The organism is Bacillus sp. CFBP9009 (assembly GCF_036541465.1).
Taxonomy (GTDB): domain Bacteria; phylum Bacillota; class Bacilli; order Bacillales; family DSM-1321; genus Peribacillus.
This window is the reverse complement of the sequence record NZ_JAZHFU010000001.1, coordinates 913,605-932,062: the sequence shown is the minus strand read 5'-3', so window position 1 is coordinate 932,062 and position 18,458 is coordinate 913,605. Positions and strand designations below refer to the sequence as shown.

The window sequence follows — 18,458 nt, the reverse complement described above, 5'->3', positions numbered from 1 at the left end:
ACCCTCTTCCAGTCCATTTGTGTAGCATATTCAATCATTCATTTCACCGAAATGGAATCCCGTAACCTTTCAAACGTTTTATCGCCGATTCCTGTTACCTTCTTCAATTCATCGACCTCCTTGAATTTCCCTATGGTTTCCCTGTATTCCAGGATCGCATTCGCTTTGGATGGTCCAATTCCCGTCAAGGTTTCCAAATCTTCCTGTGTAGCTGTATTCAAGTTCACCAGTCCTCCTGACGCCCCCTTAGTGGCGGCATCACCAGACGACCCGACTTGTATATTCTCCAAGTTCCCCGTGATTTCTTCACCTATTTCCGGAACATAAATGACCATTTGGTCTTCGACGATTTGGGCAAAATTCACTTTATTTTTATCGGCCTTGTCCGTAAAACTGCCTGCAGCCGAAATTAAATCAATCACCCGGTCACCCGCCTGTGCAGTAAAAATGCCTGGGGACTTGACCGCTCCTTTAACGTCCACTTTAATGATCACAGGTTCGGCAGCCGTTTCATTTTCACTTTGTTCGATTTCAGCTTCTTTCTCAGAAATGGAAAATATATCTTCCGTATCCGCCGGATCCTCCCCTTGTTGCAAAAAAAAGTAAATGCCAGCTGCAACAAATGCCACCGCAACAGTAACTTTCGTCATTTTCCTTTTTAAAATTTCATCCATTTCTTTGCCTCCTTGTTGGATTTCGCACGATACATTGTCATAGGACAGATTAAAAATACATAGTGTTTTTAGGAGAATCAATCGCTTTAAGTGAGAGGAGTTGATCGGAATTGAAGAAAATCGGTGTTATCGGAACCGGAAATATGGGTACCATTTTAATCGAGGCATGGCTGGAGGCAAAAATATTGAATCCGGCAGATCTAGTTATTACAAATCGCACACTTTCCAAAGCATTGGTGCTGAAAGAAAAACACCCTGGCATCAAGGTTGCGGAAACCGCAGCCGAAATCGTCCAACAAGCCGACTTTATCTTTCTCTGTGTAAAACCATTACAAATTAACAGCCTATTACAAGGCATCAAACATCATATAAAAAGGGATCAGCTGGTCATTTCCATCACAAGCCCGCTTTCAGTCTCCCAGCTTGAATCGGCAGTGAATGCCCCCTGTGCCCGTTTTATACCGAGCATAACGAACCGTGTCGGTTCAGGGGTATCGTTACTGAGTTTCAGCAAGAGCTGCAGTAAGGAGAAAGTGTCAGCTTTATATGATTTGGCCTCCGCCATATCGGCACCGGTCATCATTGAAAATGATATCACCCGGGTAGCTTCCGATATCGTCAGCTGCGGACCTGCCTTCTTCAGCTATTTAGCACAAGCTTTTATTGACGCGGCCTGCCAAACGACGAAGATAGATAAAGAAACGGCTACGACTTTGACTGAGAATATGCTGGTTGGCTTAGGGGAACTGCTTGGTAAAGGGGTTTATACATTGCCGACCTTGCAGGAAAAGGTTTGTGTAAAGGGTGGAATAACGGGTGAGGGGATCAAGGTTTTAGAAGCTGAAACAGGGGAAATGTTCCATCATCTTTTTCAAGCGACACATGAAAAGTTTGCAGAGGACCTTCACGAAGTTGAAAAGCAGTTCGGCCATCCTTATTAATATTCGTAATTTATATCTCAATTCCTTCTTAAAATAAAAAAAGAAGAGGTCAGACCTCCACTCGTACAGGATGATGTACGAACGGGGATTCTTGACCTCTTTATTATTTACTGGCTACAAACAAGATTCTTTCGGTTTCCGCTACGAGCGGTGCTTCTTCAAGATCCGCCAGAATTTCAGAAACCGTAAAACCTGCTTGCTCCAACCACTTTTTATATTGATCAACCGGATAGGTCCGTTGATAATGCAACTCATCAAAACGGTCATACAGTCCGCTTTCATCGTCCCTTACGAAAAAACTTAAATCATGCTCAACACTATAAGGTTCTTCACCCGGGAAGCAGTCCCATATATAGGATACTTCTTCACCGTTGACAGCAAACGTATTATCGCGAAAGATTTCTTCCATTTTATAAATGGAATGGATATCAAACAAGAATAATCCGCCATCCTTCAAATGCTCATGAACCCGGCTGAACGTCTTGACTATATCCTCCTCATCGCAAAGGTAGTTTAGCGAATCACAAAAAATCGTGACACAATCAAATTGGCCAAGTCCCTCGAGTTCTGCCATATTCTGCCGGAAAAGAGGAATTGATAATCCAAGCTTAACCGCCTTTTCATTGGCAACAAGAAGCATTTCATCAGATAAATCCACGCCGGTGACTTCGAATCCGTGTTGCGCCAATTCAACGGTCATTTCCCCGGTTCCACACGCTAAATCCAGGACTTTCCTCCCACCAATTCCATACTGTTCCAGCTTCGCCGTAAGGATCATCAGCCATTTTTCATAAGGTGCGTCCTTCATCAATTCATCGTATACATAGGCAAAGCGTTCATAAGTCATGTAGTCAGTTCACTCTCTAGATCTTCAAAAGGTGCATCTCCCCATAAACGTTCAAGATTATAGTAGTTTCTTTCATCTTTATGGAAAATATGGGCCACTACATCGCCAAGATCCACAAGCACCCATTTCGCCTCGTCAAAACCTTCAAGACGTTTTACATTGATTCCTGATTCATCAGCTTTGCTCTTCATTTCACGAGCTATTGCTTGTACTTGTTTTTCAGAATTACCGTGGCAGATCAAAAAGTAATCCGCTACAAGGGAAATACCTTGCATGTTCAATGCCACGATATCCTCCGCTCTTTTATCATCCGCCGCTTTTGCTGCAATTACAAGAAGTTCACGTTCAGTCATTACATCTTCTCCTTCAAATTCATGATCAAATCATTATATGTCTTAAATGTGTCAGGGTAAATTGCCTGATTTCTTTTCATTAAAAAAACAACTGTATTCCTTAACGCCTGGATGACAGCATGATCCAAATTTTGCTTTGCTGTCTGCCTGACTTCGTCGACACCGGGAAAAGAACGTCCCGGCTCAATATAGTCGGCAAGGTATACGACTTTATCCAAAAGGCTCATGCCAACCCTGCCAGACGTGTGATAGGCAATCGCATCCAAGATTTCAGCGTCCTGAATGCCAGCTTCCTTTTTCACCAGATAAGCCCCGACAGGAGCGTGCCATAGCTCCATATTGTATTCAAGTAACGCCGGGTCCATTTTTTCAGCGATTATAATTTGCTCCATTTCCTCTTTTGGACGGAATTTTGCATAATCATGGAAAATGGCTGCCAGTTCCGCTTTTTTGACGTCGGCACCATACCGTTCAGCAAGTTCCACCGCTGACTCAACCACACCCAAGGTATGAATGTACCTGCGCTCAGTGATTTGTTCTTTGACAAGTGCCAATGCTTCCTCACGATTCATATAAACCATTCCCTTTAATATACTTCACCACTGGATCTGCTATTAAATATTTCACGGTTTTCCCCGTTCTTAACTTCCTTCTTATCATGGAAGACGAAATGAACATCTGGGGGACTTTCACCATCGTGATTGGGTATAGGGTCTTTTCATCATATCCAGGGCGCTTCACCCCGACGAAATTGACCATATGCACCAGCTCGTCGATACGGTGCCAATTCGGTAAGTACTCAATCATGTCTGCGCCAATTATGAAATAGAACTCATTGGTTGGCTCAAGCTCTTTCAGCAATTTTATCGTGTCATACGTATAAGATGTGCCTTTTCTTTCTATTTCAATACCCTCAATATAAAAAGATGGGTTTCCGGCTATCGCGTTTTCCAACATAGCCAGCCTGTCCATATCTGTTACTTCCTCCGATTTTTCCTTATGTGGAGGAACGTGATTTGGCATGAACCTGATTTCATCTAGCTCAAGGGCATCCAGCACTTCATTCGCTATAATCAAATGCCCGATATGCGGAGGATTGAATGTACCGCCAAGAATTCCAATTTTTTTCATAGATAGGTTCCTTAAGGTAATTTAAGTTGTTTGTTTTCTTTTGATTCTTTATACAGCACAATTGTGTTGCCGATAATCTGAACCAATTCCGCCCGTGCACCCTTTGATAAAGAAAGTCCCACATCATCGCGGTCCTCTTCACAGTTTTGCAGGATGCTGACCTTGATTAATTCACGTACTTCAAGCGCCTCACCAATTTGCTTGATGAGATTATCATTGACGCCGCCTTTACCAACTTGAAAAATTGGGTTGAGGTGGTGGGCCTTTGATCGTAAAAATCTTTTTTGTTTACCTGTTAACATGTGTTACCTCCTAGTTTGTTCAAGACAATATCTGTCATTCTTGCTGTATCCGGCATAATGCCTGTCCATATCTCAAAAGCGAGTGCGGCCTGGTTGATGAACATCCCCAGCCCATTTTGCGTTTCCGCTCCTTTTTCCCCCGCTTCACGCAGCAGTTTGGTTTGCAGAGGGTTATAGATGATATCACTGACAATGGCACCGGTTTTAAGCTGGTCGACCTTTAACGGTGAATGATCCAATTCAGGACTCATTCCAGAAGAAGTCGTTTGGATGATTAAATCATATTGTGATAAGCTTTCTTCCGCTTCGATAATCGAGAGTGCCTTCGATACTTTATCATATGGGCAATCAGAAACAAGCTGGGCCGCCCTTTCCTTTGTCCGGTTTGCAATATCAACTTGCTTTACCCCTTCTTTCACGAGGGTAAAATAAATCGCACGCGCAGCACCGCCCGCTCCGATCACTAACGTTTTTTTAGCCTTGATGTCACCTGATATTTCATCGCATAAAGATTTAAAAAATCCTTTTCCGTCTGTATTATACCCTATAAACCGACCATTTTTGTTAACAACCGTATTTACAGCCCCGATTGCAAGGGCCAGTTCATCCACTTCATCAAGGAAAGGGATGATTGAAGTCTTATGAGGAATCGTGATGTTAAACCCTTCTATACCAAGGGCTTTCATGCCTTTTACGGCATCGTTCAAACGCTCAGGTGTCACATGAAAATGATGATAAACCGCTTCTATATTTTCTTTTTCAAAAGCATCATTATGAATGTCCGGTGACATCGAATGTGCAATTGGATCTCCCATTACCCCATATATCTTTTTCATAGACTAGACGACCCCTATATTAGATTAATGATTTGCGAACGATCACATTGACGCCCTTTGGAACATGTGCAACGATTTTCGCTCCTGGCTCATTGACCGTCACCCAGCCAAGACCAGAAAACACAATATCCATTTTACCATCTTTCAAGGAGAATTCATGTGGAATCAGCTTCGGAAACTCCTCGATTTGTTCAGGCCGTGGAGGCGTCAATAATTCCCCGGCATGGTTTTTATACAATTCATCGGCATTTTCCAGTTTCGTACGGTGAATATTCAATTCATTCGAAAGGTAGCAAGTCAGTGAACGCCTTCCGCCTGAGACATAGTCCAGTCGGGCCAACCCTCCGAAAAATAGCGTCTGTCCTTCATTCAGTTGGTAAACTCTCGGCTTGATTTCCTTTTTCGGCATAATCACCTTGAAGTCCCGTTTGTCCACATAGTGAGCCATTTGATGATGATTAATGATTCCTGGTGTATCGATCAATGCCTGATCATCATCCAAAGGAATTTCAATCATATCCAAGGTAGTCCCAGGGAAGTGGGAAGTCGTGATGATATCGCCTTCACCGCTCAATTCTTTTATAAGACGGTTGATGAAAGTGGATTTACCTACATTCGTACAGCCCACCACATAGACATCTTTACCTTTGCGGTACCGCTCAATCGCATCAGCCGCTTCCAGTATGTGCTTTCCCTTTTCCGCACTGACAAGCAGGACATCAACCGGGTTAAGACCCAATTCCTTGGACGATTGCTTCATCCAATTGATCAACTTGTTCGTTTTTACGGATTTAGGCAATAAATCGACCTTATTTCCGATCAGAAGAACATCATTTCTTCCTACAAATCGATGAAGGCCAGGCAGCCAGCTTCCATTGAAATCAAAAATATCGACGATTTTGACGATTAAAGAGTCGGTTTCGCCTACTTTATTCAAGATTTTCAAGAAGTCATCGTCTGTTAAGGATACATCCTGAACTTCGTTATAATGTTTCAATTTAAAGCAGCGCTGACAAACGATCGTCTCTTTTTCCAGGGCTGATTTAGGGGCATAGCCCAACTCCTTCGGATCTTCAGTCTGGACCTTCACACCGCAGCCGATGCACACTAATTCTTGATGATTGTTCAATTGTGATCCTCCCATTCTATCATTCCTTTTCGTTTAAAAAACGCCATGATCTTTCTTTCAAAATAACGATTGATCCTTGTTCTGAATTCGTCGGTTTGTGCTACAGGGAGCACTAAGATCGTATGGAATCCGCCTCTGTTCCCTCCCAGTACATCCGTCAATAACTGATCGCCGATTACCACCGTTTCTTCCAATTTCAATCCCATTGACTTACGGGCTTTATTGAAAGCTCTTACCATCGGTTTTCTGGCCTGGAAGATAAACGGAATGTGAAGCGGATCGGAAAAAGCTCGAACCCGATTTTCATTATTATTGGACACGATCGTCACTAAAATCCCATGATCCCGCAAATTGTCGAACCATTTGATTAAATCGGGGGTGGCAGTTGGCCTGTCCCATTCAACGAGAGTATTATCCAAATCGGTAATGACTCCCTTGATCCCTCTTTTTTTCAATTCTTGAGGATCTATATTAAAAATGCTTTTAACATGTTCACTCGGCAAAAATAATTTAAGCATATTGACACCTCTATATTTTCATTAAAATTTACCGTTTCCATCATATCGAATTTTTAGCTCACTTTCAAAAAAAATTAGGAAAGAAGGGCTGACGGTAAAGAAACATCATAATGGATGTTTTCAGATATTGAAAGGCATTTTTTATTAAATAATGGGAAATTTGCAGGCAGACCAGAACCAAAGAACTAATTATTCATAAAAGATTTCGACAAAAATTTCATTTGTTCAACCTGTGGATAACTTTACTAACATTTTCCATACTGATGTGCACCATTTCGTTCACCTTGTAAACAACTTAACCACAGGTTATCCACTTTCAACTGTGGATAACAGAACGATTGTTCTCCACGTTTATTTCTGATACAGTAGGGGTACATCAAGGAAGACTTATCAATATATGCAAGTAAATACCAAATTATTCCTCGCAATCCCTACTGGAGGTGAGCAGCCGTATATGGCGTTCTGATGCAAAAACTATCTGATGACCTGTTGCTTGAATCCTATTTTAAAGCACAGAATTTAAAGTTGAGTACCGATTTCATCCGCCTCATAGAAACGGAAATTCATCGAAGATCCCTAACGCATAAAATCCGATCAATATTTTAATATGGAATACATAGGCTGACATCAAATGTCAGCCTCTTATTTTCATTTGAAGTTAGACGGCCCTCATGAAACCGATCGTTTCACCTACACGGACATCTGCGGGAATGGATATGTTTCCTTCAAGTTCAAAACTGCCTTTTTCAAAAAGAAGCACCACTGTTGACCCAAAGCTGAAATAAGAAAATTCCTGCCCTTTTTCCAATTCATCCGATTCATCAGTAATGACGATCGAATTTATGAACATGGCCCCGACTTTCACCATCGCCAAACTTCCCGCTTCATTTTGCAATTCAGTTACTGTCCGATAATTTTTTGATAATGGCTCTTTTCCATATTTCATCCCCCATTTATTTACGGGGTACGATTTCCTTCCAAGGGTCCAGCGTTTGACTACAGAACCCTTGATTGGTGCATGGATCCTATGGTAATGACTCGGGCTTAAGTATAACACGAGATATTTGCCGCCTAAGTACTTTTCCAAAAAAAGCTCATCCCCGAGCATTTCCTCCATTGAATATATCTTTCCCTTAACGACGATCTTTTTATCAGTGCGTATCTCCCCTGAATCCTCGAGAACACCGTCAACAGGACAAGCCACCGCAGAAGGAACTGCCGTAATTGGCCTGGCGTCCGCCTTTAACTGCCTTGTAAATAGCTCGTGCAGATTGGTATAAGCTTTTAACTCCTTACCAAATTCTTGTTGATTAAGGTTGAATGTTTTTACATAAAGTAAAATTAAGGGCCTGCTCCAACGAGATTGGCTAAAATGCTTTAATAATCCTGATGAATACTGACCATTCGTCAGTTCAATAAGAATGCGATATAAAGACTGAAACAAATAAAACCACTCCAAATTGTAAAATTATTCTAAAATTCCCTTGCATAAATTGTGTTAAGTAAAATATTATTATATAATAAATACTTATGTTTACTATATTTTGTTTTAATTTGTTTCATTTGAAAGGAGTGAAAAGATGTTTTTATTACACGCCCTCGATCAAACCATTAAAAAAGTGAAAGCACAAACAGCAAATATACTTACTTTAATGAATTTATCCCTTGGTGGATTTGCAATAATTGCCGTGATGAACGGCCAATTGAACTTAAGCCTGCTTTTAATCTTCCTGGCTGCCCTTGCAGATCGCTTTGACGGTATGGTTGCACGGAAGTTCAACATTGAATCGGAATTGGGTAAGCAGCTTGATTCCATGTGTGACATCATATCTTTTGGCGTCGCACCAGCTCTATTATTATACCAAGGAATATTGATAGAATTCGGAGCACCCGGCACACTCTTCACGGTTTTCTATATTGGCTGTGGCGCATTTCGTCTCGCCCGCTTCAATATAAGTGAAAGCAATGGATATTTTACAGGAGTGCCAATTACGGTTGCTGGCTGCATCGTCACTTTAAGTTATCTTGCCATCCCGTATTTCCATCCGGTCTTTTTCTTATCCCTCATGATTATATTATCATTGCTTATGGTCAGTCCATTTAAACTGAAGAAAGTTTAAATAAGAAAGCGGATGTCCTAAACCGGACATCCGCTTTTTTTCGTTCATATTCAGCCTAAAACCAATAATCTTATGCTTTTCGGACTAATGGGTCGGTCAAACGCATGAATTCTTCGACATCCTCCATACAGGCATTGACCGCTTCTTCCCAAAAATCACGGGTCTCCAAATCGACGCCTAAATGTTTCTCCGCCAGATCCTCGACCTTCATGGAACCGGTATCCTTTAATAAAGCTATATATTTTTCTTCGAATCCTGCAGGTTCTTTCAAGGCATTCGCATATATGCCTAATGAGAATAAGTAACCGAATGTGTACGGAAAATTATAAAATGGTACACCTGTAATATAGAAATGGAGCTTTGAAGCCCAGAACGTTGGATTATAATCACTTAAAGCATCGCCATAAGCTTCTTTTTGTGCATCGACCATCAGTTCATTCAACCGTTCAGCACTGACATACCCTTGTTTCCTCTCGTCATAAAACCTTGTCTCGAATAAGTAGCGGGCATGGATATTCATGAGTAATGCCACGGAACGCTGAATTTTATCTTCTAAAAGCACAAGCTTTTCTTCCTCACTTGCCGCTTCCTTCACAGCCGCATCCGCTACGACCATTTCAGCAAAGGTAGAGGCGGTTTCAGCCACATTCATGGCATATGACCGATTTAATGGATGGATATCCCTCATTGCATAAGAATGGAATGCATGTCCCAATTCATGAGCCAATGTCGATACATTGGATGGGGTGCCTGAATACGTCATGAAAATCCTTGACTGCTTATTTAATGGAAAGCCGGTGCAGAAACCGCCTGGTCTCTTACCTGGTCTGTCCTCCGCTTCAATCCAGCTGTCTTCAAAAGCTTTTTGGGTGAAGCTTGCTAATTGAGATCCGAACTTAGAGAATTGCTGTATGATGAAGTCTGCACCTTCTTGATAATCCATTACTTTGGACTGTGCCGTGACAGCCAGTGGTGCATCCAAATCTGCCCAACTTAATTTATCCAAATCCAATAACTCCGCTTTCCTTTTTAAAAACCTTACAAGCGGCTCCTTATGATCGGCAATGACATTCCACATGCTTTCGAGGGTTTCTTTTTTCATCCTCCCTATTTCAAGAGGCTCTTTCAAAATATCATCCCAGCCCCTTTTTTCATTCACACTGAGACGGAATCCAGCCAAGTGGTTCAGCGTCCGGGCAAAAAGGTCACTCTTTTCCTCCCAAGCCTGTTCCCATGCGGTAAATAATTCTTTCCGAGTCTTTTCATCAGGATCAGAAAATTTATTCGCCGCTTGGCCTACAGAAAGCTTTTCACCCTTATAAGGGATGGTCATTGAACCGACGATCGTATTATACATTTGGCCCCAACCTTCGAAACCGTCCATGGCCAATTGGGTGATTAATAATTCTTCCTTCACCGAAAGCTTTTCCTTTGCCTTTTCCCGGCGTTCATTCAATACGAATTTCAATTCATTCAATGGTTCTTTTTCGAGGATTTTTTTAAAAAACGCATCATCAAGCTGTATCAACTTTTCATCCAGCCTGCTTAACACCATTTTTAGTGAAGCGACTATCTTCATTTGTTTGATCCGCAGCTGACCAGCCTTTTTATCCTGCGCATTTTGAGCTTCCAGGCATCCAATGAAAGCACTGGCCTGCGTGGATTTCATATTTGTATTTTTAAAAAGATCAAATGCCTCGATTAAACTGATTTCATCATTTCCTTTTGGATTGATATTGCTTACAAGTCGGTCTAATTCTTTTACCTCTTCGTTAATTTCATCTAAAAAAATCAGGAACTCCTTAGAAGAGCTTCCTCCTTTAAAAAAAATATCCAAATCCCACGTCAAAGAATATCCCATCCTGCATTGCCCCCTTTTTATCACTAATCCCATTATAGAGGTTAATTCAAAATTTTTCTAATTAAAAGGAATTTTCAGTATATTTGTCAGAACATTTTTCTATATCCCAGATTAAAAGCATGTTATGATGAATATATTCTTGGGAAAGGGGTGGTTGATTCATATGAAATTCTTTATTCACATGTCTGCCATCATCCTGCTCCTTTGGACGCTGCCCATACAGTTCCATCAACATGCACAGCAGCTAAACATTGAAGAACATACCGATGTTCACCATTGGGATAAGGCCGACAAGAAACAGCCTTTCGTGCCTTCCTTCAATTCCTGGCAGTCACTTATCATTGTTCTCATTTTCGAATTTTCCAATTTAAGTTTTCTTTATTTTCACTCAAATCTTCGCCGACGATATCTCAGTCCGGTTTTTTTTCAGGCGAATTACGTAGCCTTACGCTCTGACATTTTATAAAAAATAAAATGGAGGAGTGATTCATATGTGGTTTCGACTAATTATGATAGGGGTCTTTTCTTTAACCGCTTCACGTCTGTTCCTTTTTCAAGGAATTGAGATTTATCATGCATTTTCGGATTTGATCCGTAATAAATATTAAAAAAAAGAGTGCGGGGAAATTTCCCCGCACTCTCTTTGACTTTATCATTCCTATCCTTTAGCTTTCTTTTCCTTCTCTTTTTCTGCTCTGTAAAATTCGTGGAACATCTTCATCAAGGCACGTTTTTCGATCCTTGATACATAACTGCGGGAAATGCCAAGCTCCTTAGCGATTTCCCTCTGGGTTTTTTCCTTTTTTAAATCCAGTCCGAACCTGCCTACAATGACTTCCTTTTCGCGTTCATCCAAAATATCAATATACTTTTTCACTTTTTCAATTTCCATATTGAGCTGAATCGTATCGATGACATCCTCCGATTCCGATTTCAGTACATCGATTAAACTGATTTCATTTCCTTCTTTATCCTGACCGATCGGATCATGCAGGGAAATATCTTTCTTCGTTTTCTTTGTCGCTCGTAAATGCATCAGGATTTCATTCTCAATGCATCGCGCCGCATATGTGGCCAGCTTCGTACCCTTCCCATCCGAATAACTCTCAATGGCCTTGATCAATCCAATTGTCCCAATCGAAATCAAATCCTCTGTATCTTCGCCCGTATTCTCGAATTTCTTGACGATATGGGCAACAAGCCTGAGATTATGCTCGATCAGGATGTTACGGGCATCACCATCACCCTCACTCATAAGCTTCAGATATTTCTTTTCATCATGAGATGACAGAGGCTGGGGAAAAGCGTTGTTTTTCACATAGGAAACGAATAAGTAAAATTCTTTGATAATATAACCGACAACTGTAAGTATTCCGGGCATTGGTTTCATCCCCCGTTTCTTTGGTTTCCCTATTCATACCTATGCAGCAGTGGGCTTGTTCGTGTCTGTCCCACTAAAAGAAATCAGGAAAGTGTTAAATGTTCAAACCAGCATGGAGGAATTCCCAAACGAACGAAGGCAAATGTTCATATAATGATAGGGAATTTTTTAGGGAAAGGGGGTTTTTACGATGGGATATAACTATGGACCATACGGATGCAGCTATGGTTATCCGGCTCCTGCGCCTTGCTATGCAGGGTCCGGTTACGGCTTTGGTTATGGCCTGTTTATTGTCCTCTTGATTTTATTGCTCATTTTCGGGTTTTGGTGGTTGCCGGGATGCGGATTTGGTTATGAAGGATCAGGTCCGTGCTGCTGATTCAGGCAAAGAAAAAAACTCGGCCCTAGTGCCGAGTTTCCCCTTTTCCATATTTATTTCTGCCGTTGAGTTCCGAGTTATCGTCATAACAACATACCTTCAATTTTATCATGTTTCCAATAGCCTCTTCCGCTGTACATATATACATACAAACCATGACAATGCTGGCAATACACCGGCAGATCCGTTAGCCGGTATCCTTCTCCTGCCAATAGCAACGCTTCTCTCCTTTTACGTAAAACAAGTTCAACATATTAACCTCCACCTTTCTTAAAATTATATTTTAATGAACGGGATACCAACCTCGTATTTTTTTAGAAAAAAGGACGGTGCTTCATCGCTTTATCTAGATGTTCTTCTCGAATCTTGTGGATTCTCTCCTGCTGCAAACATTCCTCGGCAGTCATTTTTTTCATTTTAATCGTGATTGTGAAAAAAAGCATATTCAGTGTCATAATATCACCTCCTTTAAAGGGGCGGCCCAACAAAAAGGCATAAAAAGGCCGCAGAAAGTTAATTCCTCCTGCGGGTTCTTTTTGAAAATATAAAAAGGCCGCAGGATAAAACACTTCTCCCTGCGGCCGCTATGTCTGAATGATTAATAAAGCCAAATTGCTTTAAAAATATTCCGCTTGGCACAGGTCGAATGTTATTTGATTGTCATTTGAAACGGACCGGCTAATAGTGACGACTCCATATAGATACAATGTCATTTTCTTCGACCTCCTTTGGAATATTTTTTATTACTTGGTAAGTATATCCACAAATTCAATATTTGTAAACGGCTTTTGCCTATTTATTTGAAAATTTCGATCTTTTTACCCATTTTCAAGAGCAATTATTAGCTAAAGGAGGGAAGCAGTATGATAAATCTACCTCTTTATGGGCAACAATGTTATAAAAACAAAAAAACCTGATTCTTTTAAAGAATCAGGTTTGCTTTTATTGTTTTAAAGAGTCCTGGTCATCCATTTCGGCCAAGATCTTTTTATATTTTTTGGATAATGAGAAAAATACTATGGATATGCCCAGGAACGTTATTGTCGCTCCCATATAGACATAAGTGTCAATGATCGCTTTGTCGCCAGAGGGAAGGATGGTTCCTAAATAGAAGAACGAACCCACACATAACAAAGTGATCGCAAATTGTTTAAAATCGACCATTTTCGAACGCAGCATTGCCGCCATTTGTTTTTTGCGGTTTTTCATGCCATTCCACCTTCTTTCAAGCTAATAAGATATCGATATCTCATTCTACCATATTTATTCCAAATTCCAGGGTGTAAATAATGGCAGTTAGCTTGGAAGCGTTCCCTCCCCGATTATCCTTGTAGCGCTTGTTCCAAGTCTTCCAATAGGTCTTCAACATCTTCCAGGCCAACTGAAATGCGAATCAACCCATCGGTTATTCCAAGCTCTGCACGGCGCTCAGCCGGAATGGAAGCATGTGTCATCAAGGCTGGAATCGAAATTAAGCTTTCCACTGCTCCCAGACTTTCCGCAAGTGTAAAGAATCTCACTTTATTCAAAACGGATGCGGCTTTTTCGGCACTGCCGACATCAAATGAAACCATACCGCCGAATCCACGCGATTGTTTTTTGGCAATATCATGATTTGGGTGGCTTTCAAGACCAGGGTAATAGATTTTCGAAACGTCTTTATGCCCGGATAGGAAACGGACGATTTCGGATGTATTTTTTTCATGTTCTTCCATCCGGATACCCAGCGTTTTAATGCCTCGCATCAGCAGCCATGAATCCTGGGGCCCTAGCACGCCTCCTGTAGAGTTTTGGATGAAATGAAGGTCATTGCCAAGTTTTTCATCATTCACCACGACAAGACCCGCTACAACATCGCTGTGTCCCCCCAGGTACTTCGTAGCGCTATGAAGCACGACATCGGCTCCAAGTGTAAGTGGATTTTGCCAGTATGGCGTACTGAAGGTATTATCCACAATGGTCAGGATGCCGTTTTCTTTAGCTATTTTTGATACTTCCTCCAGATCGGTGATTTTCAATAATGGATTCGTCGGAGTTTCAATGAACAGTGCCTTCGTATTGTCCTTTATCTCTTTTTCGATCGAGTGCATGTCACTCGTATTGATGAACGTAGCCTCCACCCCGAAGCGGTTAAGCACTTTCGTGATGACCCGGAATGACCCTCCATAAACGTCATCGGTCATCAATACATGATCACCTTGATTGAACAGCATCATAACCGCGGTCATCGCTGCCATTCCTGATCCGAAGGCAAAGCCTCTTTTTCCTTCTTCGAGATCCTTGATCAACTCTTCGAGGGCATGGCGGGTTGGGTTGCCTGTACGGGAATATTCATATCCCCGGTGATCTCCCGGTCCATTCTGTTTATATGTGCTCACTTGATAAATCGGCACCGAAACCGCTCCTGTTTTTTCATCACCAACAATGCCGCCATGAATCAATTGTGTTTTTTTTCTCATTTCAAATACCTCCCTGATAAATTTTTTTGCTTAAGTATCGTTCACTGGAATCCGGAAATATAACGACGATATTTGACCCACGGGAAGCCTTCGCTGCTTCTTTCATGGCCGCTGCAAATGCCGCGCCCGAAGAACTGCCGACAAGGAGGCCTTCTTTAAGTGCCAATTCCTTTACCATATGGAAAGCATCATGATCGCTTATCGTATGGATTTGATCAAAATACGTTTCATCCATATAGGTTGGCAAAAATTCCATCCCGATGCCCTCTGTTTTATGGGGTCCTGCTTTGCCGCCGTTTAAAATCGATCCTTCTGGTTCGACAATGACCGTTTTGACAGCAGCGTTCTTTTCTTTTATATATCGCGATGTTCCCATGAATGTCCCGCCCGTCCCGGCACCGGCAACAAACACATCTACATCACCTTCCATCTGTTCCCATATTTCAGGTCCCAGCGTTTTATAATATGCATCAGGATTGGATGGGTTGGCGAACTGCTGAGGACAATAAGATCCCGGAATTTCAGCCAGCAGCGCCTTAGCCTTGGCAATCGCTCCTGTCATTCCATCCTCTGTCGGGGTCTGGATCACATTCGCTCCAAGAGCACGCATCAATTCCTGTTTCTCGGCACTGAATTTCTCCGGAACGCAAAATATCACGTCCACTCCACTGTTTATCGCAGCCAACGCCAAGCCAATCCCAGTATTTCCGGCAGTCGGTTCGATGATCGTCCCGCCCTTTTTCACCTTCCCAGTCTGTAGCGCTTGGGCTAACAGTTCTTGACCAAGCCGATCCTTCACACTGCCTCCCGGATTAAAGTATTCGAGTTTGGCAAAGATACGGACCTCATCCGGAAGCGGGAAATGGGTGATTTCCATCATCGGCGTTTTCCCTATCAACTCATGAATGTTTTGAAAGACTTTCATATTCGGACATCCTTTCATAGTTATCCTACCAACTTAATAAGAATTATGCAATAAAGAATGATCAGCAGAAAGGCTTCCGCTGATCACTTACCATTCATTTCATTTTTTCAACCATTTTCAAAATCAGTGCCGCTGAATGAAGAGCCGCAGTTTCCAGGAATTTATCAAAGGAAATATTGGACTCCTTACCAGCGATATCCGAAAGGGAACGAATGATGACAAACGGTGTCTTGAATTGGAAGGCTACCTGTGCAATGGCTGCCGCTTCCATTTCCACCGCGTATAAATCAGAGAATTTCCCCCTGACGAATTCAACCCTGTCAGGATCATTCATGAAAGAATCCCCCGTCACGATCAACCCTTTTGCCACTTGTATATCCTCGATTTCTTTTGCTGCTTCTTCCGCTATTGCGAAAAGCTTCTCATCCGGGATGAAAGCTGCAGGCAGCTGAGGGACTTGACCGTATTCATATCCGAAAATCGTCACATCGACATCATGGTGGCGTACTTCCGAGGATATGACCACATCCCCTACATTAAGTGCTGGATGATAACCGCCGGCAGAGCCAGTATTGATGACCGCATCCGGTTTGAATTTTTCTAACAGGATCGCAGTGGACATTGCCGCATTCACTTTACCGATTCCCGATTTAAGCAAAATGACCTCGACACCATTCAGTGTGCCTGTATTGAACTCGGAACCGGCAATGGTCACCTGCTCCAAACCTTCCAATTTATCACGTAAAATCGTAACTTCTTCTTCCATTGCTCCGATTATGGCTACCTTCATTAGTAAAAACCTCTTCCTATAATTTTTCCGCCTCCATGATCCAGACGAATTGATTGCAGCGCTCGAAGTTCACTTTATATCCATTTGCTTCAAGCACTTTTTCCAAAAAAGGAATCGTAGTATAATATTCCGTTTGCAAATCGTTCGCCAAATTATGAAAGCCTGCCTGCCTTGCATCTTGAATCGCTTGTTCATGCGCTTCCTTTGATTGATACATTGTATCAGCAAACACTATTTTACCACCAGTATTCAGTAACTTTCCATAGTTGGCTATCGCTTTTTCTTTTTCTTCATCGGTTAAATGATGAAACGCGTACGTACTCACGATCGAATCAACCTGTTCCGGCTTCGGAAAATCGATAAAATCGCCATCTACAATTTCCGTTTTTCCGCTCAGCTTGCTTACCGCTATTTCCCTCATCGCAGGTGAAGGTTCTATTCCCGATACCTTTAGGCCTTTCTTCAAAAGCCTTTCCGTCAAATTCCCGGTACCCACCCCGAACTCCAGCACATGACCAAAAGCCCGATCGGTGACGCTGTCCAATATACCATCATAATGTTTAAAAACCTCTTGATACTCAATATCGTGTCCACCAACCGTATCATCATACGATTTCGACCATTCTTCAAATAAATCTATAAATTCTCTGCCCATTTTTAATCACCTTTTATAATAAGATAATAAAACCTATAAGCATAATATGAAATAAACAGAGAAACAGTTCTTGTTTTTAGGCAAATTCATTAGGTTCAGATTCGGCGAAAATGGTGTTAAACTAAAAGTATCTGAATGTTGGAGGGGAACAGTCATGAGTTTTCAACTCGACTTAAACTTATTCGAAGATAAAATAGAATTTTTCGAGGCAGAAAGCATTAAGAATCTTGAAGAAAAAATTCAATCACAAATTGAAATCAATAAAGCGATCATGCTTCAAGTGGAATCCGTGTCACACCAAATGTATGTAAGTGAAGAAGGCAGACGTTTTTATAGTGCAGTCGTCCACTTTAAAGCAAAAAAATGATCACCATGAAAAACCCCCGAAAAGCGGAATTCCTTTCGGGGGTTTTTTCGTTTATACATTTTTTGACCATTACCTTTTATCGTTTGTCTTCAGCTCTTCGACTTTTACAGGTTTCCAACCTGATCCGTCCACCCATTCAATATAAACCCGATAGGTTTTAGGATTGTCTCCTTCAGAAACGGTACCGATTGCCGTGGTCGGCGAACCGCCGTTTTGCAGCCACCATAGCTTCATGCTGCCTTCATCGATTCCAGCTCCGCTTGCTATGGCTTTACTCATTTCATTCCAATCGACCGAGCCCTTTTCGAAGCTTGTAGTGTGCTCCCCGGATTGCTCAGTTCCTACTGGTTCCCAGCCCTCACTCGTATATGTAGCCGCAACATTGCCATCGCCGCTGCCTTCCACTTCCACAAGTTCGGCATCCCCTGCTTTTTCTGGATCTGCACCATCTTCTGCCTTCTCTTCTGAATCTTCCTCTGTTGCTTTACTATCTTCTTCTGATGCATCTTCTTCTGTTGCTTCATTATCTCCTACTGCGTCTTCCTTCTCTGAATCCGTTTCTTCCTTTTTGCCAGCAGGCTTGTCCGTTACTTTCCCCGAATCTGTATCGGCGATTTGCTTTGGTTCAGTCGTGGCTTTTTTTGTTTCGGTGCCATCGTCACTTAAGAAAATCGTGACTGCGACAATGACGATTAAAATGGAAACGATGGTGATAGCAATATTATATATTTTATTTACTTTTCTTTTTTGATCTCTCTGATTAAAACGTGAGCCCAAGGTCCATTCCTCC

At 41.9% G+C, this 18,458-nt stretch carries 26 protein-coding genes; 7 read left to right on the top strand and 19 right to left on the bottom strand.

What is annotated here, in order from left to right; all coding sequences use genetic code 11:
* Positions 1–38: 38 nt before the first annotated feature.
* Complete coding sequence (locus tag V3595_RS04800) at positions 39–674, bottom strand: helix-hairpin-helix domain-containing protein (RefSeq protein ID WP_485905589.1); 636 nt, start codon at positions 672–674, stop codon at positions 39–41.
* 110 nt (positions 675–784) lie between these two features.
* Here V3595_RS04800 and comER point away from each other — a divergent pair, with 110 nt between their 5' ends.
* The gene (comER, locus tag V3595_RS04795; protein ID WP_485905587.1) at positions 785–1,615 is read left to right on the top strand and encodes a late competence protein ComER; all 831 of its coding nucleotides are present in this window, start codon (positions 785–787) and stop codon (positions 1,613–1,615) included.
* Between the two features lie 103 nt (positions 1,616–1,718).
* On the opposite strand, the gene V3595_RS04790 is transcribed toward comER, so the two are convergent.
* From V3595_RS04790 to V3595_RS04755, 8 genes are read right to left on the bottom strand one after another with little or no spacing between them, the layout of a single operon-like run.
* Complete coding sequence (locus tag V3595_RS04790; RefSeq protein ID WP_485905586.1) at positions 1,719–2,462, bottom strand: class I SAM-dependent DNA methyltransferase; 744 nt, start codon at positions 2,460–2,462, stop codon at positions 1,719–1,721.
* Positions 2,459–2,815 carry a ribosome silencing factor gene (gene rsfS / locus V3595_RS04785; RefSeq protein WP_101222622.1) on the bottom strand — a complete coding sequence of 119 codons (357 nt, stop codon included), beginning with the start codon at positions 2,813–2,815 and terminating at the stop codon, positions 2,459–2,461. Before rsfS ends, V3595_RS04790 begins: the two co-directional genes overlap by 4 nt.
* Positions 2,815–3,387: a bis(5'-nucleosyl)-tetraphosphatase (symmetrical) YqeK gene (gene yqeK / locus V3595_RS04780; protein WP_101222623.1), complete on the bottom strand. Its 573-nt coding sequence runs from the start codon at positions 3,385–3,387 to the stop codon at positions 2,815–2,817. The genes rsfS and yqeK overlap by 1 nt, the downstream gene beginning before the upstream one ends.
* Positions 3,377–3,946: a nicotinate-nucleotide adenylyltransferase gene (locus V3595_RS04775; RefSeq protein WP_137019072.1), complete on the bottom strand. Its 570-nt coding sequence runs from the start codon at positions 3,944–3,946 to the stop codon at positions 3,377–3,379. Before V3595_RS04775 ends, yqeK begins: the two co-directional genes overlap by 11 nt.
* Positions 3,947–3,957: 11 nt before the next feature.
* Positions 3,958–4,248: a ribosome assembly RNA-binding protein YhbY gene (gene yhbY, locus V3595_RS04770; protein WP_076365174.1), complete on the bottom strand. Its 291-nt coding sequence runs from the start codon at positions 4,246–4,248 to the stop codon at positions 3,958–3,960.
* Complete coding sequence (aroE, locus tag V3595_RS04765; RefSeq protein WP_350299527.1) at positions 4,242–5,084, bottom strand: shikimate dehydrogenase; 843 nt, start codon at positions 5,082–5,084, stop codon at positions 4,242–4,244. Before aroE ends, yhbY begins: the two co-directional genes overlap by 7 nt.
* 19 nt (positions 5,085–5,103) lie before the next feature.
* A complete protein-coding gene (gene yqeH / locus V3595_RS04760; protein ID WP_485905585.1) occupies positions 5,104–6,213 on the bottom strand; it encodes a ribosome biogenesis GTPase YqeH in 1,110 nt (369 codons plus the stop codon).
* On the bottom strand, positions 6,210–6,731 hold the full coding sequence (locus tag V3595_RS04755; protein ID WP_101222627.1) for a YqeG family HAD IIIA-type phosphatase: 522 nt from the start codon (positions 6,729–6,731) through the stop codon (positions 6,210–6,212). The genes yqeH and V3595_RS04755 overlap by 4 nt, the downstream gene beginning before the upstream one ends.
* Before the next feature lie 465 nt (positions 6,732–7,196).
* On the opposite strand from V3595_RS04755, the gene V3595_RS04750 reads away from it, so the two are divergent.
* On the top strand, positions 7,197–7,337 hold the full coding sequence (locus V3595_RS04750; protein ID WP_034311351.1) for a sporulation histidine kinase inhibitor Sda: 141 nt from the start codon (positions 7,197–7,199) through the stop codon (positions 7,335–7,337).
* A 52-nt stretch (positions 7,338–7,389) separates the two neighbouring features.
* On the opposite strand, the gene V3595_RS04745 is transcribed toward V3595_RS04750, so the two are convergent.
* Positions 7,390–8,175, bottom strand: a complete 786-nt coding sequence (locus V3595_RS04745) for a phosphatidylserine decarboxylase (RefSeq protein ID WP_137023053.1) — start codon at positions 8,173–8,175, stop codon at positions 7,390–7,392.
* Positions 8,176–8,311: 136 nt separating this feature from the next.
* Here V3595_RS04745 and pssA point away from each other — a divergent pair, with 136 nt between their 5' ends.
* Positions 8,312–8,851, top strand: a complete 540-nt coding sequence (gene pssA, locus V3595_RS04740; protein WP_485905584.1) for a CDP-diacylglycerol--serine O-phosphatidyltransferase — start codon at positions 8,312–8,314, stop codon at positions 8,849–8,851.
* 70 nt (positions 8,852–8,921) lie between these two features.
* Here pssA and V3595_RS04735 read toward each other — a convergent pair whose 3' ends face one another.
* Positions 8,922–10,712, bottom strand: a complete 1,791-nt coding sequence (locus V3595_RS04735) for a M3 family oligoendopeptidase (protein WP_485905583.1) — start codon at positions 10,710–10,712, stop codon at positions 8,922–8,924.
* A gap of 181 nt (positions 10,713–10,893) precedes the next feature.
* Here V3595_RS04735 and V3595_RS04730 point away from each other — a divergent pair, with 181 nt between their 5' ends.
* Positions 10,894–11,178 (top strand): hypothetical protein, encoded by a 285-nt coding sequence (locus V3595_RS04730; RefSeq protein ID WP_485905582.1) that lies wholly within the window; start codon positions 10,894–10,896, stop codon positions 11,176–11,178.
* Positions 11,179–11,370: 192 nt separating this feature from the next.
* Here the strand turns inward: V3595_RS04730 and sigK are convergent, their stop codons facing one another.
* Positions 11,371–12,093 (bottom strand): RNA polymerase sporulation sigma factor SigK, encoded by a 723-nt coding sequence (sigK, locus tag V3595_RS04725; protein ID WP_485905581.1) that lies wholly within the window; start codon positions 12,091–12,093, stop codon positions 11,371–11,373.
* A 190-nt stretch (positions 12,094–12,283) separates the two neighbouring features.
* Here sigK and V3595_RS04720 point away from each other — a divergent pair, with 190 nt between their 5' ends.
* Together V3595_RS04720 and V3595_RS04715 are read left to right on the top strand one after the other, a co-directional pair.
* Positions 12,284–12,472 (top strand): YjcZ family sporulation protein, encoded by a 189-nt coding sequence (locus tag V3595_RS04720; RefSeq protein WP_485905580.1) that lies wholly within the window; start codon positions 12,284–12,286, stop codon positions 12,470–12,472.
* Positions 12,447–12,746, top strand: a complete 300-nt coding sequence (locus V3595_RS04715) for a hypothetical protein (RefSeq protein ID WP_485905579.1) — start codon at positions 12,447–12,449, stop codon at positions 12,744–12,746. The genes V3595_RS04720 and V3595_RS04715 overlap by 26 nt, the downstream gene beginning before the upstream one ends.
* 40 nt (positions 12,747–12,786) lie before the next feature.
* Here the strand turns inward: V3595_RS04715 and V3595_RS04710 are convergent, their stop codons facing one another.
* From V3595_RS04710 to V3595_RS04685, 6 genes are all read right to left on the bottom strand, one after another.
* Positions 12,787–12,927 carry a YrzI family small protein gene (locus V3595_RS04710; RefSeq protein ID WP_072273247.1) on the bottom strand — a complete coding sequence of 47 codons (141 nt, stop codon included), beginning with the start codon at positions 12,925–12,927 and terminating at the stop codon, positions 12,787–12,789.
* Positions 12,928–13,414: 487 nt separating this feature from the next.
* Complete coding sequence (locus tag V3595_RS04705; protein WP_485905578.1) at positions 13,415–13,681, bottom strand: YrhC family protein; 267 nt, start codon at positions 13,679–13,681, stop codon at positions 13,415–13,417.
* Positions 13,682–13,794: 113 nt separating this feature from the next.
* On the bottom strand, positions 13,795–14,931 hold the full coding sequence (locus tag V3595_RS04700; RefSeq protein WP_485905577.1) for a bifunctional cystathionine gamma-lyase/homocysteine desulfhydrase: 1,137 nt from the start codon (positions 14,929–14,931) through the stop codon (positions 13,795–13,797).
* A gap of 1 nt (position 14,932) precedes the next feature.
* A complete protein-coding gene (locus tag V3595_RS04695) occupies positions 14,933–15,856 on the bottom strand; it encodes a PLP-dependent cysteine synthase family protein (protein ID WP_485905576.1) in 924 nt (307 codons plus the stop codon).
* Positions 15,857–15,950: 94 nt separating this feature from the next.
* Complete coding sequence (gene mtnN, locus V3595_RS04690) at positions 15,951–16,646, bottom strand: 5'-methylthioadenosine/S-adenosylhomocysteine nucleosidase (RefSeq protein ID WP_214789870.1); 696 nt, start codon at positions 16,644–16,646, stop codon at positions 15,951–15,953.
* A 16-nt stretch (positions 16,647–16,662) separates the two neighbouring features.
* A complete protein-coding gene (locus V3595_RS04685; RefSeq protein WP_133352881.1) occupies positions 16,663–17,301 on the bottom strand; it encodes a class I SAM-dependent DNA methyltransferase in 639 nt (212 codons plus the stop codon).
* 154 nt (positions 17,302–17,455) lie between these two features.
* Between V3595_RS04685 and V3595_RS04680 the strand changes: the two genes are divergently transcribed.
* Positions 17,456–17,668, top strand: a complete 213-nt coding sequence (locus V3595_RS04680; protein WP_048682770.1) for a DUF2536 family protein — start codon at positions 17,456–17,458, stop codon at positions 17,666–17,668.
* Between the two features lie 69 nt (positions 17,669–17,737).
* On the opposite strand, the gene V3595_RS04675 is transcribed toward V3595_RS04680, so the two are convergent.
* Entirely contained in the window at positions 17,738–18,445 is a 708-nt protein-coding gene (locus tag V3595_RS04675) for a YrrS family protein (RefSeq protein ID WP_485905575.1), read from the bottom strand.
* Positions 18,446–18,458: the final 13 nt, after the last annotated feature.